The sequence below is a fragment of the Pseudomonas petrae genome (genome assembly GCF_021728295.1).
GTDB lineage: Bacteria > Pseudomonadota > Gammaproteobacteria > Pseudomonadales > Pseudomonadaceae > Aquipseudomonas > Aquipseudomonas petrae.
The window spans coordinates 99,575-114,181 of sequence record NZ_JAKJXE010000014.1 but is presented as its reverse complement, the minus strand read 5'-3'; the positions used below and the strand labels follow the sequence as shown (position 1 = coordinate 114,181).

The following is a 14,607-nucleotide window of genomic DNA, read 5'->3' as shown; positions in this document are numbered from 1 at the left end:
GTGATCAAAGGCCACCGCCTTGAGGCGGGCCGGTTACGGGAATGCGCCGAAGCCGAGGCGAGCGTGCTCTGGTTCAGCGACCCGGATGCCGCTGAAAAGACGCTGCTGCTGGAACGCTTTCACCTTGACGACCACGCACTGGCCTCGGCGCTCGACCCCGACGAGGTCTCGCGCATCGAGTTTCACCCGGACGCGCTGTTCATGATCTGGAAGCGCCCGGAGAACTACTCGGGCAAGGACACGTTTTCGTTCGACGTGTCGTCGTTCGGGGTCCTGCTCAGCCCCCATCACATGGTGCTGATCTGCGCCGACAGTAAGCAGATCAGCGACCTGGGACAGCACCGGCCGATGCACACGCTGCTGGACGTGTTGCTGGAGGTGCTGTTCCACAACATCCATCATTATCTGGGTCACCTCAAGGTGATCAAGATGATCGCCCGGGAACTGCAACAGCAGTTCAATGCCTCGATGGACAGCCGCCATCTGGTGCAGATGTTCAACTTGAGCGAAAGCCTGGTCTATTACATCAATGCCATCGACAGCAACGGTTCGGTGCTGACCCGCCTGCGCAATCACGCCCACAAGCATCAGTTTTCCGGCGACAGCCTGGCGCTGATCGAAGACATGATCATCGAGAACGAACAGTGCCATAAACAGGCGAACATCTATTCCACCGTGTTCGCCAGCCTGATGGACGCCCGGGGCAATCTGGTCAACAACAACACCAATAACCTGCTGCGCAAGCTGACGTTGATCAACGTGGTGTTCTTGCCATTGAATTTGGTGGCGGGGATTGGCGGGATGTCGGAATACAGCATGATGACCACGCCCATCCCGTGGTGGATCAGCTACCCGGCGTTGCTGATCGGCATGGCCGGGCTGGGCGTGGGGATGGTGGTGATACTCAAGCGCATGGCGCGGGCGAGTCAGTGATGGAGGGTGTGTGTACCCTCGGCCCGGCAGTGCGCCACCACCTGTAGGAGCCGGCTTGCTGGCGAATGCGTCCGATCTGTGACGAAATGTCGACTGACCCACCGCGTTCGCGAGCAAGCTGGCTCCTACAGGGGGCGCACCGGCAGCGGCTGCGCCGGGCGCTGGAAGAGCAGAATTGCGGCGCGACGTCTTATTCCGACGCCTGCAAACCCTTCTGCCTCATCACCTGATTCTTTTCTTTCTTGTACTGCAGCGCGACTTCCGGCGCCGGGCCGCTCTTGCCGGTTTCCATCCACAAACGCATGCGGCTGGCATCGGCGAAGTGGGTGTACTTGCCGAAGGCGTCGAGAATGACCACCGACACCTGACGGTTGGCCATGCTGGTCAACAGCACCAGACAGTGGCCAGCCTGGTTGGTGAAGCCGGTCTTGGTCAGTTTGATGTCCCAGTTGGATTTACGCACCAGGTGGTCGGTATTGCTGAAGCCGAGGATGTAGTTCGGCTTGCGGAAGGTCACGGTTTTCTCCGGCGTGGTGCTCAGCTCGCGCAGCATCGGATAGTTGCGCGCGGCGAGAGCCAGCTTGGTCAGGTCTCGCGCCGTGGAGACGTTGTAGACCGACAGCCCGGTGGGCTCCATGTACACGGTATGGTTCATGCCGAGCGCCTTGGCCTTGGCGTTCATCGCCCGGATGAACGCCGGATAACCGCCCGGGTAGCTGTGCGCCAGACTCGCCGCTGCGCGGTTTTCCGACGACATCAGGGTGATCAGCATCATGTCGTGGCGGTTCAGCTCACTGCCCAGCTTGACCCGGGAGAACACGCCTTTCATTTCGGCGGTCTGGGAGATGTCGACCTTGATCATCTCGTCCATGGGCAGCTTGGCGTCGAGGGTGACCATCGCGGTCATCAGCTTGGTTACCGAGGCGATCGGGACGACGATGTCGGGGTTACTCGAGTACAACACCTGACCCGTTTGCAGGTCGGTGATCATGGCGCTGCCGGAAGCCAGGTGCAGATTGGCCGGATCGCGATTGAACGCCGCCGGTTCGCTGGCCAGTGCAGTGGTGGAAAGTACGGCGGTGGAAAGTGCGCAGCCTGTAAGTGCAAATAATAGGCCGATGACGGTTGGGCGAATTTTCAAGAGCAACGCTCACTTAATGATGGAAATAGCGTGGAACGTCGGACTTTCTTCAAGGACGACAACACGTTCGGCGCATTTTAGGAGCAAGTTTCTGAAGTTGTCGATGGGGCGGTGCGGGGTTTTGCCAATAAACCGCTGTTGTCTAGGTCAGGTTCAGGTAGCGGATCCCAAAAGCCTGTATTTAAAAAGGTTGAATCGCCGTTTCTCGCGTGCCTGATGAACAGCCCAGTCCATAAAAAGCCCGGTCGTCTGGCAAAAAAAAGCCCGCGTCGTTAAAGAGGCGGGCTAAAGGGGTGTGCGGAGCAACGCACGATTCACAAGGAAGAGCGAATAGGGTTTCAGCTGTTGAGCGGGCGGTGTTCGAGTTGCTGTGACAGCGCTTGCGCCACTGGCAATGAAAGCAACGGACCGCTGACGGGCTCGCCGTTGTGCATCAAGTACCAGCACGCCAACAGACCGCGCTCACGAAGCTGGGCGGGTACTGCGCTGCCGACAACCGACATGATTTGAACCTTGGTCATAAGTGCCTCCATCAATCTATGGCGCTACTGTACGGCGCGACCGGTTGATGCAGAAATCACCGCTCTCGATAGTCGTCATTGATGAGCGGGTAGGGACGGTGATGGGCAGCGTGTCAAAACCGCGCTTGCGTCCCGCATAAAAGGCCCGGAAACAAAAACCCCGCCGGAGAGGCGGGGTTTTTGTTGGATGAGGGCTGGCGACCCTAAGTCGACAGCCCTCCGGCCAGAAGCAGACCGCTGTTACCAACGACCGCCACCGTGGTGGTAGTAGCCCGGTGGTGGGCCATAATAACGTGGCGGGCCGTAGTAGCGCGGTCCGTAGACGACCGGGCGTTCAACGACATAAGCCGGCTGGTAATAAACCGGCGGTGGTGGCGGTGGCGCGTAATAAACGGGGGCCGGTGCCGCGTAGTACACGGGAGCGGGTGCTGCATAAGCCGGACCGGACGCCACTGCCGCGCCGACGACCCCGCCGACGACCGCACCGATCACCGCTGCTCCACCCCAGCCCGGGCCGCCGCCATGGGCTTCAGCCTGGCCTGCGAGGGCGAGGGCGCCTAACAACAAGGCAACTTTGGGGATCTGACGAATCATGACTGTTCCTCGGTGTTCATTCCCGTTGTCGCGAGCCTGCGTTACGCTCAGGCACTGCCACGGGATAACTTCTCAGACAACGGTTTCGGAAATATCTGCGAGGCCGTTGCGTAAATTTTGTGTAAGGTATTCGACAACTTTAATGACGACGGCTGTGCCCATTCCGGCGAAGCGTTGTAATTCTACGCCTTTGCCCAGGCGTCTTCTAATACCACTCGGGAGATTTCATGTTGGTCACCGCCAGTAAGGAAACGCTGTTGTGCATGTCGCTGGCCGGACGTCCGGGCAACTTCGGCGTGCGCTTCCATAACCACCTGTATCAGCAGTTGGGCTTGAACTTCTATTACAAGACTTTCTCGCCGAACGATCTGCCCGCAGCCATCGCCGGCATGCGTTCATTGGGCATTCGCGGGTGTGGCGTGTCGATGCCCTTTAAAGAAGCCTCTATTGCACTGGTCAATGAGCTGGACGCGTCCGCCGCCGCCATTCAATCCATCAACACCATCGTCAACACCGATGGCCACTTGAAAGCGTACAACACCGATTACATCGCCATCGCCCAACTGGTCGACACCCATGAAGTGCCGCGCACGCGCTTTGCCCTGCGCGGCAGCGGTGGCATGGCCAAGGCCGTCGCCTGTGCCCTGCGCGACGGCGGTTTCACTGACGGGCTGATCGTGGCGCGCAACGAGCAGGCGGGCAGGGCGCTTGCACAGACGTGCGGCTTCGAGTGGCAAGCCGAACTGGGCAGTGAACGCCCGCCGCTGCTGGTGAACGTCACCCCGTTGGGGATGGCAGGCGATCAAGCCGACGCGCTGGCTTTTGATGTGTCCGCCATCGAGCAGGCCGACACAGCGTTTGACGTCGTCGCCACGCCGGCGCGCACGCCGTTCATTGTGGAGGCCGAGCGGCTCGGCAAGCGCCTGATCACCGGCGACCAGGTCGCGGCAATACAGGCGCTGGAGCAGTTCATTCTTTACACCGGCGTGACGCCGAGCGAGGCGCAGTATCAGGCAGCCGCCGCGTTCGCCCGCGGCTGATGCCACAATGATCTTCGGCCAACACAAAACCCGCAGGAGCGCGCTTGCCCGCGAAAGCGTTGTGTCATTCGGCATCTTCAAGTCTGACACGCCGTCTTCGCGGGCAAGCGCGCTCCTACAATAGATCTGGGCAGCGATCATGATTTTCGGCTGACGCAACACCTGTAGTAGCCGGCTTGCTGGCGAACCGGTTTCGTCAGCCGACACCTCTGGTCTGACCCACCGCGTTCGCCAGCAAGCCGGCTCCCCGTGTCGAACTTCCGCAACGCCCGTCCTCTTCGGCGAACGCAAAACCTGTAGGAGCGCGCTTGCCCGCGAAGGCAATCGGCCGTTGCATGCATTTGCATCTGGAAAACCGCGATCGTGAGCAACCTCCCATGTAAAGCGTGTCAGGCTGAAGAATTGCGCTTACCTCTAAACCGCTTCTAACCTTCCAGTACTGCCAGCCGTTCTTCCAGGGCGGCGATGCGAGCTTCCAGTGCTTCGACCCGCTCGGCCACCGCCGAATTGCCCGCGCTGGCCGAGTTGCCGCCACTGCTGCTGCGCTCTGCCGGGTGCGCGCGGGCGGCGAGGATTGTCTCCCTGTCGGCCGGATCACCCAGCGCGTGCAGGTAGCGGTCTTCGCGCTGGCCTGCCTGTTTCGGGATCAACACCGCCAGCCCGCGCGCGATCAGCCGTTCAAGCTGATGCACCACTGCGTCGGCGTCTTCGAAATCGTGCATGCGGTTGCTGCGGGTCAACAGCTCGTTGACGGTTTGCGGGCCGCGCAGCAACAGCAGGCCGGTCAGAATGAGTTGGCCCGGCACCAGCTCCAGGGTTTTGTCGACGCGGTGTTCCCAGCGGTCTGCTCGGCTGCCCATGACCAGACGCGTCAGTTGCAGGCTTTCCAGTGCGCGCAGGCTCTGGCCGACCTGGCCGGGCGTCAGGTTCATCACCGGCTCGCGACTGGTCTTCTGGTTGCAGGCCAGCACCAGCGCGTTGAGGGTCAGGGGGTAGGTCTCGGGATGGGTCGCCTGCTTCTCGATCAGGCAGCCCAGAATGCGCACTTCGGTGCTGCTCAGCTGCAGCGCATCCGAGGCTTCAACGGTGTTTTCGGAATCCAGCTCGTCAGACATGACCCATTCCCCAAGCGTTGAAAAGGCTATGAGGGTAGGGGCTGTATGAGGTAAAAGACAAGCCGCGTTCGCGTCCGCCTCCGTGCGACTCATTTCCCCAGGAACTGCCATGACCCTTTCTCTTTACGCCGCTTCGATTCCTGTCTTCAAGCAAATGCTCACCGCCCTCAGCGCCGTCCTGGCCAAAGGCGAAGCCCACGCCACCGCCAGGAACATCCAGCCGGATGCCCTGCTGCAGGCGCGTCTGTTCCCTGACATGTTCCCACTGGTGCGTCAGGTGCAGATCGCCGTGGACTTCGCCAAAGGCGCCGGCGCACGACTGGCAGGCCTTGAGCCGCCGAAGTACGAAGACACCGAAACCACCTTCGCCGACCTGCAAGCGCTGCTGACCAAAGTGCTGGCGTTCCTCGACACCATCAAGGCCGAACAGGTCGATGGCAACGAAGCGCGCGAAATCGTGCTGCGCCCGGGCACCGATAAGGAAAAGCGTCTGAACACCCAGACCTACCTGCTGCATTACTCGCTGCCGCAGTTTTTCTTCCACGTCACCACTGCTTATGACCTGCTGCGCCACAACGGCGTGGAAGTCGGCAAGCGCGACTACATGGGCGCTTACTGACCGGCCTCGCTGCCCGCCTCAGCGCGGGCAGCAACACGTGTTTCGTCCGGCGTCTGCCAGCCAGACGCCCGGCTCTGATACCCTCTGCGTCCTGATTCACGCCACATCCGATCGACCGCTCCGCGAGGACTGGTCGTTTTGTCGTTATGGAGATTTCATGTTTTTCCCCATTTACCTGTTGTCAGCTGCTGGTTTTACCGTGCTGACCACAGAGTTCGTCATCGTCGGTCTGTTGCCCGCCATCGCCCGTGACCTTGCCGTCACCATCCCCCAGGCCGGCTTGCTGGTCACGCTGTTCGCCTTCACGGTGGCCTGCTTCGGGCCGTTCCTGACCGCGTATTTCTCGCGCTTCGAGCGCAAGCGCCTGTTTATTTCGGTGCTGCTCATGTTTGGCGTCTCCAACGCCGTTGCAGCGCTGGCCCCCAACATCTGGGTGATGGCCGCCGCGCGGCTGATTCCGGCGCTTGGGTTGCCGGTGTTCTGGGCGCTCGCCAGCGAAACCGCCGTGGACATCGTCGGCCCTGACCATGCCGGCCGCGCGATTGCCAAGATCGGCTTCGGTATCGTCTGCGCCACGGTGTTCGGCATCCCCGTCGGCACCTTGATTTCGGACGCCATCGGCTGGCGCAGCGCCTTCGCCATCCTCTCGGTGGTCGCCTTCGCCAAGGCGTTGCTGCTGTTCATCTACCTGCCCCGCAGCGTGCACAAGGATCAGGCTTCGTTCCGCAGCCAGTTCCGCATTCTGCGCAGCCCGTTGATGCAGGGCCACGTGCTGCTGTCGGTGCTGATCTTCAGCGGCATGTTCACCGCGTACACGTACCTGGCGGACATGCTCGAGCGCCTTGCCGGGTTCAACGGCACGGTGGTCGGCTGGTGCTTGATGGGCTTCGGCGCGGTGGGCTTGTTGGGTAATTCACTGGGCGGGCGGCTGGTGGATCGCCATCCGCTGATCGCCAGTCTGACCTTCTGCACCTTCATGATCGGCGGCATGGTCATGGTGGTGCCGAGCATGCACTCCCTGCCTGCGCTGGCTCTGGCGCTGGCCGTGTGGGGCGCGACCCAGGCGGCGCTGTTTCTGGTCAGCCATGTCCGCCTGATGAAAGCCGCGCCACAGGCCCCTGCCTTTGCCGCATCGCTGAACATCGCGGGCGCCAATCTGGGCATCGGCATTGGCGCGATCATCGGCGGACGGGTGATCGATCATCTGGGCCTTGGCAGTCTGGGCTTTGCGGCGGCCGGCATCATTCTGCTGTCGATTCTGCTGGCCTTACTGCTGATGACAGTCCGCCCAAACCCCGCAACCTGCGACGCCTAGTCCGGGAACAGCTGCCGGCGTGCGCCCTCGGTGATGGCGACGATGCCGGGGTGCTTGACCTTGCGCTCGACCGAGATCGCGTAGAACGACTCGGTCACGGCGTCGGTATGGCCGATCAATTCGACGTCGTACTGCTCGATCACTTCATCGGCGATCACGCTCGGCGCAATGAAAATCCCGCTGCCGGATTTGCCAAACGCCTTCATCAGGGCGCTGTCGTCGAATTCCCCAACGATTTTCGGCTGGATATTCTGCTCGGCGAACCAGCGCATCAGGCGGCTGCGCACCACCGTTTGCTGCCCGGGAACCAGCAGCGGCGCGCCTTGCATGCCGTGGGGGAAGTTCTCGCCGTACAGGGCGGCGAGGGCGCGGGTGGCAAAAAAACTCACACCGCATTCGCCCAGCTTCTGGCTGTAGCCTTTAATGTCCAGATGAGAGGGCATCGGGCTGTCGGAAATCACCAAGTCCAGGCGCTGAATCGCGAGGTCCGCCAGCAGGCGTTCGAGCTGGTCTTCGCGGCAACTGATGCGCACCAGCTCGTTGAGCGCCATGCTTGGCGCGATGAGCCGATAGACAATGGATTTGGGCACGACATCGGCGACGCCGACGCGAAAAAGGATTTGCTGCTCGTCCGGCTGCGCGCGCAACACAGCTTCGAGCTCGCCACCGAGCTGGAACATCTGTTCGGCGTAGGGGAGGGCGACGCGACCCGTTTCGGTCAGCTCCAGTTGACGGCCCACGCGCTTGAACAACTCGACACCGTAGGTCTGCTCCAGCAGGCTGATTTGCCCGCTGATGGTCTGGGGCGTGAGGCTCAATTGCTCGCAGGCGCGGACAATACTGCCGGTTTTGGCCACGACCCAGAAATAATGCAGCTGTCGGTAATTGAGCATGGGCGTCGTCACTTCGGGAAAACCGAAGTATACGCCTGAAAAATACGAATTTTACTGAAGTGTTTCCGTCCCTAGAATGCCGCCCTATCCCCTGAACTGATCCTGGACACTCGCTTATATGGAATACCTTCTGGAACTGGCTGCAAGCCCAACGGCCTGGATCGCTCTGGCGACACTGGTCGTCATGGAAATCGTGCTCGGTATCGACAACCTCATCTTCATCTCGATTCTCACCAACAAGCTACCGGTGCATCAGCGCACCAAGGCGCGCCGGATCGGTATCAGCATGGCGTTGATCCTGCGTCTGGGCCTGCTGACCACCGTGGCGTGGATTGTCCAGCTGACCGCGCCCGTGGTCGAAGTGTTCGGCCAGGCGTTCTCCTGGAAGGACATGATCCTGATCGCCGGTGGCCTGTTCCTGGTCTGGAAGGCCACCACCGAGATCCACCACAGCGTCGACATCAAAAGCGAAGCCGAGAAAGCCGCTTCCAGCACCGTTACCCTGGGCATGGCGGCCGCGATCGGTCAGATTCTGATGCTCGACCTGGTGTTCTCCATCGACAGTATCGTCACCGCCGTTGGCATGACCGAGCACTTGCCGATCATGGTCATCGCCGTAGTGGCCGCCGTGGTCGTGATGCTGGTGGCGTCGGAGCCTCTCGCCAAGTTCATCAACGATAACCCGACCGTGGTCATGCTGGCCCTGGGCTTCCTGATCATGATCGGCATGACGCTGATCGCCGAAGGCTTCGGCGCCCACGTCCCGAAAGGCTACGTGTACACCGCCATGGCGTTCTCGGCTCTGATTGAAGTGCTGAACATGCTGGTTCGTCGGTCCCGCCAGCGCCGTCTGGACGCCGAAGCGCAAGGCCAGAAGGTCTGACGCTGAGATGGGCTCCGCCTGGCTATGAAGGGCGGAGCAGGAAGGGCGGAGCAGTAAAGAAGGAGGGCAAAAAAACGGTCGGGGATGGGATGCCATCACCGACCGTTTTCGTTTGTCATTTACGTGTTCAGCTCACCACATCATCAGTGCGCAGTGACATGACGGATTTTGCGTTGTGCACGCTCTACGGATTTCGCGGCTTCGGTTTCCCGATAATGCGGATGATGGCGACGCGAGATCCGCATCACCCCCCACAACATGGCAGCCGCAACGGCAAGCCAGGCAGCGATCAACATCACAATGGTCATTCCGAGGCTCATGGCTTCCTCCGGCTCTTCTCTTCGTCTCTTGGTAATCGACAGTCTAGTCCGCATGTTGTTGCCGAAAATTGACCGATGGTAGGAATTGCATGACCGATTCGTTCTATCCACTCGCGTTGACAGCGTTTCGGGCTATACCGCAACCGGCGGCGGCTCTATGATCCGCGCTTCGGCCGGATCTCGGGATCCGTCGCCATCAGTCAAGTGAGTGAATAACGTGCGGGCATTGACGCGATTGGATAGCGTTGCAGGTCGACGCAAATGGCTGGCGCTTGCCGCCGTGCTGGTCTTGGCAGGCTGCTCGAACGCCCACAACTGGAAGCCCGGCTACCCGCCGATGTACAAGACGTTGCCTGATCGGGTCGAAATCAACGCGGTGCCTTCGTTCCGGGGCAAGGATTACCAGAGTGCGCCGTTCGCGCTGGCCAGCATGCTGACCGTGCATGGCGTACAGACCACCCCGGGGCTGCTGGAAAAACCGCTGAAACTGCCGGGCGCCGAAGACAAGCTCGACCGCAGCATGCTGGATCTGGCCCGCGAACACGGGTTTGTGGTGTATCCCGTTGATCACCGTTTACCTGACCTGCTGGCCCAGGTGTCGGCGGGTTATCCGGTGATGGTGCGGTTCTCGGACGGCTCCATGTTCTGGAAAGAGCAGCGTTATGGCGTGCTGGTCGGGTTTGATCAGAACAAGCGCACGGTGCTGATCTATACCGGGCCGGGGCGTGTGACGACAAGCTTCGATTCGTTTACCTCGGACTGGAACGACGCCGGCAACTGGGCCGTGCTGATCCAGGGTCCACGCCAGGTGCCGGTGCCGGTGGACCGTGAACGCTGGCTCAAAGCCGCGAATGAGCTGGCCCAGGCCGGGCAGGAACAGGCGGCGGGCGAGGCGGTCAAGGCGCTGAACAGCAAAGCTGACCGCTAAGATGAATGAGCAATGATCCCGGTCTGGAGGCGAAACCTGTAGGAGCCGGCTTGCTGGCGAACGCGGTGTGTCATTCGCCACTGCAGCGCCAGATCAAATGCATTCGCGGGCAAGCGCGCTCCTACAGGCGGACGAAAGTCCGAGACGGACGGGGCGCCGGCGCGGTGACCGTCAGAACCCCAGCTTGTCCCGCAGGCTGTAATACCACGCACCCAATGCGGTAAGCGGCGTGCGCAGCAGTTGCCCGCCCGGGAAAGGGTAGTGGGGCAGGCCGGCAAAAGCGTCGAATCGTTCTGCCTGTCCGCGCAAGGCTTCGGCCAGCACTTTGCCGGCCAGATGGGTGTAGGTCACGCCGTGGCCGCTGCATCCCTGGGAGTAATAGATGTTGTCGCCCAGCCGGCCAACCTGCGGCAACCGCGACAAGGTCAGCAGGAAGTTGCCGGTCCAGGCGTAATCGATCTTCACGTCCTTCAGTTGCGGAAACGCCTTGAGCATCTTCGGCCGGATGATGGCTTCGATGTTCGCCGGGTCGCGCGCACCGTACACCACGCCGCCACCGAAGATCAGACGTTTGTCGCCGGAAAGCCGGTAGTAATCCAGCAGGTAGTTGCAGTCCTCGACGCAGTAATCCTGGGGCAGCAGCGTACTCGCCAGTTCCTCGCTCAGCGGCTCGGTGGTGATGACCTGTGTGCCGCAGGGCATCGATTTGGCCGCCAGTTCCGGCACCAGATTACCCAGATAGGCATTGCCCGCGACGATGACGAACTTCGCCCGAACCTTGCCCTCGGCGGTGTGCACGACCGGGCTGGCGCCGCGATCAATGCGGGTGGCTGCCGACTGTTCGTAAATGACCCCGCCCAGAGACTCGACCGCCGCCGCTTCCCCCAGCGCCAGGTTCAGCGGGTGGATGTGGCCGCCGCTCATGTCGAGCATGCCGCCGATGTATTGGTCGCACGCCACCACTTCACGGATGCGGCGCTGGTCCATCAGCTCCAGCTGCGTGTGGCCATAGCGTTCCCAGAGACGTTTTTGCGATTCCAGATGGCCCATCTGCTTGGGGGTAATCGCGGCGAAAACGCCGCCGTCTTTCAGGTCGCACTGGATCTGGTATCTGGCGACGCGGTCCCGGATGATCTGCGCGCCCTCGAAGGCCATATGCCCGAGCAGTTGCGCCTCCTTGGGCCCGACGGTCTTTTCGATGGTGTCGATGTCGCGGCTGTAACTGTTAACGATCTGCCCGCCGTTACGGCCCGAGGCGCCGAAACCGACCTTTGCGGCTTCCAGCACAGTGACCTTGAAGCCGTGTTCAAGGAGAAACAGCGCACTGGAGAGCCCGGTGTAACCGGCGCCAATGATGACCACGTCGGTCTCGACGTCCCCTTGCAGCCGAGGCCGAACCGGAACGGGATTGGCAGAAGCGGCGTAGTAGGAATGTGGGTATGGCGTGTTCGTCATCCTGTAACCCCTGTTTTATATTTTTTACGAATGGGCGGATCCTACCTGAGATGAAATTGGGCGGCCAGCCGCCGCCGGAGGTTTGTGGCTTCATCAAGGCATTGGCCCCCGAGGTACGGGCGCATTCATCCAACCCGATTCGTCAGCGCAGGCGCAAATAGCTCGGACATTCATGGGCTTAGGGATGAATCGAAGTTGACAGCAATCCGAATCTCGGTAGAATGCCGCCCCACAGCAGGCACGTAGCTCAGTTGGTTAGAGCACCACCTTGACATGGTGGGGGTCGTTGGTTCGAGTCCAATCGCGCCTACCAAACAAATCCGCTCTGCTGGGCGGTAACGAAAAAGGGTGGCCCTAAAGGGTCACCCTTTTTTGCTTGATCGAACCTTAATCATCTCGGGCGTCCGGTTATTCCGCTTCCCGATCACTCGGGTTTGGCGCGGGTAATACGGCCCGCCCTGATCTCGTCCACATAGGCGCGCAGACGGTCAGCGTCCTTGTACTGCTGATTCATCAAGTGCAGCACCGCGACCACATCCACATCGTTGACCCGTTCGGCCAACCGGCTGATTTCGCCAGCAGTGCTTTCCAGATTGGCCGCAATGGTGCTCAGGTCGCGCTTGAGTTCCAGTGCTGATTTTTTCATGCCCACGGTGCCGCTCTCCACTGTTGATGACGCCCGGGCCCGCGACTCTGGTTCAGTCGCGGCGGCGACGCACTATATCAAAGCACGACGGCCAGCCAAGACAACCAGGCACGAAAAGGGCGCTGTTCAAGCGCCCTCTGCTGTCTCACTTGCGTGGGTGGGCATCAGCCGCCTGCGCCGCCGGCACTCGACGAGCCCGAGCCTTTACTGCCGCCGCCGTTGGTGGTATCGCCACCCGGCAGGTCCGCATCATTGTTGTTGCCGGTGCCGTTGCTCATCGACGTACCGCCGCCGATGCTGATGCCTTTCCTGGTTTGCGTGTCCACGTCAGAGCCCTGGCGGGCCGGGTCGCTGCCCTGTACGCGTGGGTCGATACCGGTTTGCGACGGTGGCGGGCCCATGTCAGGCGATGTCGCGCCAGCCAGCGCTGCAAGGGAGGTACATGTCAGCGCACAGCCCAGCGCAAGTGCAGCAAGTGATCTGTTCATCAGGTGATCTCCGTGTCTTGGTTCCTTGTATTCGTTGGGCATCTAAGGTTGGTGCGAAGTGCCATGACGGCGACAGGCGGCACGTTGAGCCGGCAAGACTGACGGGCGTTTGGTGGTTCGAGCGAGTAGGGGCGGACAATCAGGATGCAGGTCATGGTGTCAACCGCCCGGATCTTGCTGAGCGACAGCCGCTCTTGAGGTCGATGCGGCCATGTCGACGTGCCGGGGAAATAATTTGCATATTCATAGGCTTACTGGGCGAAAAAGACGTTGACAGCTATTTGAATATCCGTAGAATGCCGACCCACAGCAGGCACGTAGCTCAGTTGGTTAGAGCACCACCTTGACATGGTGGGGGTCGTTGGTTCGAGTCCAATCGCGCCTACCAAACAAATCCGCTCTGCTGGGCGGTGAAAAAAAGGGCGAATCGAAAGATTCGCCCTTTTTTATTGCCCGAAATTTCCATGTGATGCCAGCCGTCCTCAAGTCACCCACAGCCCCTATGGCCGGACGCCTCGACCCGATTCCACCCCCACGAACCCTCGCACACCGCGAAATAAATCCGGTTTTTTTCCCGCTACCGTCTGGACCTTTTCCCATGATGCGCGATCATCAGTGCATGGAATCCAGAGGAGGTGTGTATGTTTAGCCGGTCGTTGACCCTTGCCGTTTTGTTCGCCGTATCGAGCCCCTTGCTGGCTGCCGATGGTGATGGCCCACTTTCCCAGGAGCGCGGCAAGACTCGTCCACTGATCGTTATCGCGTCGAGTTCCGTGGACTCGACGCTGGTGGGCCTGAAGAAAAACCTGGACGAGCCCGCCAACAAGGAGGGATTCGCCAAGCGGGACATGGTCCTCTACACCATCATCAACACCGTGGGGCAGCGCAACGGCAAGGATCTCGATGCCCAGACCACCATGGCCCTGATCCGCGAGCTCAAGCTTGGCGCCCAGGCGGGTGGGCAGGCTCAGGTGATTCTGGTGGGCAAGGACGGTGAGAAGAAAATGACTCACAACGGCCCTATCGATCCGAAGGACATCTTCAGCACCATCGACCAGATGCCGATGGCCGAGAAAGAAGCCGCTGCCACCGCGCCGCCCGCGCCAGTTGCCGAACCGAAGGCTGCAACGCAGTCAGGCAAACCGGCCAAGCCTGGCAAGGCTGCCCCCGCTGCACCGCCCGCCGGGCTGGATGATTAAGCGCTCAGACGGCTTACCCATGGGGCTCGCTTGACGTTGCTGGTAACATCGCTCCTTTTTTAACGAAAAGGACTTTTGATGAGTGGGACTGGCATGAAACATTGGGCGGGCGCTGCGGCACTGATCATGTTATCGGGTGGGTTAACGGGTTGCATGAGCTTGAATCAGACGCGTTCGGCAGGTCCGGCGCAGGTTTACACCAGTCAGAAACCTGCAGTCGCCGTTGCCGAGTGCATCAAGGTCACCTGGGCCAACGTCCAGCTGTTCGGTGACGTGGCCGACGTGTTCATGGCAAAAGGCGATCCTGGCGCCTTCACGGTCTACACCACCGAGGGCGAATATTTCGCTGACGTGGCCGGCAAGGCCGGCATGACCAAGGTCAATTTCTACGCCAAGCCGGGCGCCAAGGTGATTGAGCAGCGTGGCGCGGTGCTCGCGACCTGCCTTTGAGTCAGACCTGCATTCACTGACCTGCGTGTGCTGACCGGTGCTGTTTCATCTCCCGGCCCGACGCAGG

General features: G+C 60.9%; 17 protein-coding genes and 2 tRNA genes. 10 read left to right on the top strand and 9 right to left on the bottom strand.

The window, feature by feature from the left end; genetic code table 11:
- Positions 1 to 933 (top strand): magnesium transporter CorA family protein, encoded by a 933-nt coding sequence (locus tag L4G42_RS21705; RefSeq protein WP_237253441.1) that lies wholly within the window; start codon positions 1 to 3, stop codon positions 931 to 933.
- A gap of 190 nt (positions 934 to 1,123) precedes the next feature.
- On the opposite strand, the gene pbpG is transcribed toward L4G42_RS21705, so the two are convergent.
- The 3 genes from pbpG to L4G42_RS21690 all read right to left on the bottom strand — a co-directional run bounded on the left by pbpG (position 1,124) and on the right by L4G42_RS21690 (position 3,189).
- Entirely contained in the window at positions 1,124 to 2,074 is a 951-nt protein-coding gene (gene pbpG / locus L4G42_RS21700) for a D-alanyl-D-alanine endopeptidase (protein ID WP_237253440.1), read from the bottom strand.
- 338 nt (positions 2,075 to 2,412) lie between these two features.
- Positions 2,413 to 2,595: a hypothetical protein gene (locus L4G42_RS21695; RefSeq protein WP_237253439.1), complete on the bottom strand. Its 183-nt coding sequence runs from the start codon at positions 2,593 to 2,595 to the stop codon at positions 2,413 to 2,415.
- 240 nt (positions 2,596 to 2,835) lie between these two features.
- The gene (locus L4G42_RS21690) at positions 2,836 to 3,189 is read right to left on the bottom strand and encodes a hypothetical protein (RefSeq protein WP_237253438.1); all 354 of its coding nucleotides are present in this window, start codon (positions 3,187 to 3,189) and stop codon (positions 2,836 to 2,838) included.
- Between the two features lie 227 nt (positions 3,190 to 3,416).
- Between L4G42_RS21690 and L4G42_RS21685 the strand changes: the two genes are divergently transcribed.
- Positions 3,417 to 4,229: a shikimate 5-dehydrogenase gene (locus tag L4G42_RS21685; protein WP_237253437.1), complete on the top strand. Its 813-nt coding sequence runs from the start codon at positions 3,417 to 3,419 to the stop codon at positions 4,227 to 4,229.
- 425 nt (positions 4,230 to 4,654) lie between these two features.
- On the opposite strand, the gene L4G42_RS21680 is transcribed toward L4G42_RS21685, so the two are convergent.
- The gene (locus L4G42_RS21680; protein WP_237253436.1) at positions 4,655 to 5,344 is read right to left on the bottom strand and encodes a YceH family protein; all 690 of its coding nucleotides are present in this window, start codon (positions 5,342 to 5,344) and stop codon (positions 4,655 to 4,657) included.
- Positions 5,345 to 5,453: 109 nt separating this feature from the next.
- Between L4G42_RS21680 and L4G42_RS21675 the strand changes: the two genes are divergently transcribed.
- On the top strand, positions 5,454 to 5,963 hold the full coding sequence (locus L4G42_RS21675; protein WP_237253435.1) for a DUF1993 domain-containing protein: 510 nt from the start codon (positions 5,454 to 5,456) through the stop codon (positions 5,961 to 5,963).
- 157 nt (positions 5,964 to 6,120) lie between these two features.
- On the top strand, positions 6,121 to 7,278 hold the full coding sequence (locus L4G42_RS21670) for an MFS transporter (RefSeq protein WP_237253434.1): 1,158 nt from the start codon (positions 6,121 to 6,123) through the stop codon (positions 7,276 to 7,278).
- Here L4G42_RS21670 and nhaR read toward each other — a convergent pair.
- Positions 7,275 to 8,171, bottom strand: a complete 897-nt coding sequence (gene nhaR / locus L4G42_RS21665; protein ID WP_237253433.1) for a transcriptional activator NhaR — start codon at positions 8,169 to 8,171, stop codon at positions 7,275 to 7,277. The two genes, L4G42_RS21670 and nhaR, sit on opposite strands and share 4 nt — an antisense overlap.
- 118 nt (positions 8,172 to 8,289) lie before the next feature.
- Between nhaR and L4G42_RS21660 the strand changes: the two genes are divergently transcribed.
- Complete coding sequence (locus L4G42_RS21660; RefSeq protein ID WP_237253432.1) at positions 8,290 to 9,054, top strand: TerC family protein; 765 nt, start codon at positions 8,290 to 8,292, stop codon at positions 9,052 to 9,054.
- Positions 9,055 to 9,197: 143 nt separating this feature from the next.
- Here L4G42_RS21660 and L4G42_RS21655 read toward each other — a convergent pair whose 3' ends face one another.
- Complete coding sequence (locus L4G42_RS21655; protein ID WP_192172473.1) at positions 9,198 to 9,374, bottom strand: hypothetical protein; 177 nt, start codon at positions 9,372 to 9,374, stop codon at positions 9,198 to 9,200.
- A 226-nt stretch (positions 9,375 to 9,600) separates the two neighbouring features.
- Between L4G42_RS21655 and L4G42_RS21650 the strand changes: the two genes are divergently transcribed.
- Positions 9,601 to 10,302: a peptidase C39 family protein gene (locus tag L4G42_RS21650; protein ID WP_237253431.1), complete on the top strand. Its 702-nt coding sequence runs from the start codon at positions 9,601 to 9,603 to the stop codon at positions 10,300 to 10,302.
- Positions 10,303 to 10,473: 171 nt separating this feature from the next.
- On the opposite strand, the gene L4G42_RS21645 is transcribed toward L4G42_RS21650, so the two are convergent.
- The gene (locus L4G42_RS21645) at positions 10,474 to 11,757 is read right to left on the bottom strand and encodes an NAD(P)/FAD-dependent oxidoreductase (RefSeq protein WP_237253430.1); all 1,284 of its coding nucleotides are present in this window, start codon (positions 11,755 to 11,757) and stop codon (positions 10,474 to 10,476) included.
- Positions 11,758 to 11,993: 236 nt separating this feature from the next.
- Between L4G42_RS21645 and L4G42_RS21640 the strand changes: the two genes are divergently transcribed.
- Positions 11,994 to 12,070: transfer RNA gene (locus L4G42_RS21640), tRNA-Val, on the top strand.
- A 111-nt stretch (positions 12,071 to 12,181) separates the two neighbouring features.
- Here the strand turns inward: L4G42_RS21640 and L4G42_RS21635 are convergent.
- Positions 12,182 to 12,403 carry a hypothetical protein gene (locus L4G42_RS21635; protein WP_237253429.1) on the bottom strand — a complete coding sequence of 74 codons (222 nt, stop codon included), beginning with the start codon at positions 12,401 to 12,403 and terminating at the stop codon, positions 12,182 to 12,184.
- 164 nt (positions 12,404 to 12,567) lie between these two features.
- Positions 12,568 to 12,891, bottom strand: coding sequence for a hypothetical protein (locus tag L4G42_RS21630; protein ID WP_237253428.1), 324 nt, complete (start codon positions 12,889 to 12,891; stop codon positions 12,568 to 12,570).
- A gap of 311 nt (positions 12,892 to 13,202) precedes the next feature.
- Between L4G42_RS21630 and L4G42_RS21625 the strand changes: the two genes are divergently transcribed.
- The 3 genes from L4G42_RS21625 to L4G42_RS21615 all read left to right on the top strand — a co-directional run bounded on the left by L4G42_RS21625 (position 13,203) and on the right by L4G42_RS21615 (position 14,540).
- Positions 13,203 to 13,279: transfer RNA gene (locus L4G42_RS21625), tRNA-Val, on the top strand.
- Between the two features lie 253 nt (positions 13,280 to 13,532).
- On the top strand, positions 13,533 to 14,090 hold the full coding sequence (locus L4G42_RS21620; RefSeq protein WP_237253427.1) for a DUF4174 domain-containing protein: 558 nt from the start codon (positions 13,533 to 13,535) through the stop codon (positions 14,088 to 14,090).
- Positions 14,091 to 14,243: 153 nt separating this feature from the next.
- Positions 14,244 to 14,540, top strand: coding sequence for a 2-oxoacid ferredoxin oxidoreductase (locus L4G42_RS21615; protein WP_237253426.1), 297 nt, complete (start codon positions 14,244 to 14,246; stop codon positions 14,538 to 14,540).
- The last annotated feature ends 67 nt before the right edge of the window (positions 14,541 to 14,607 follow it).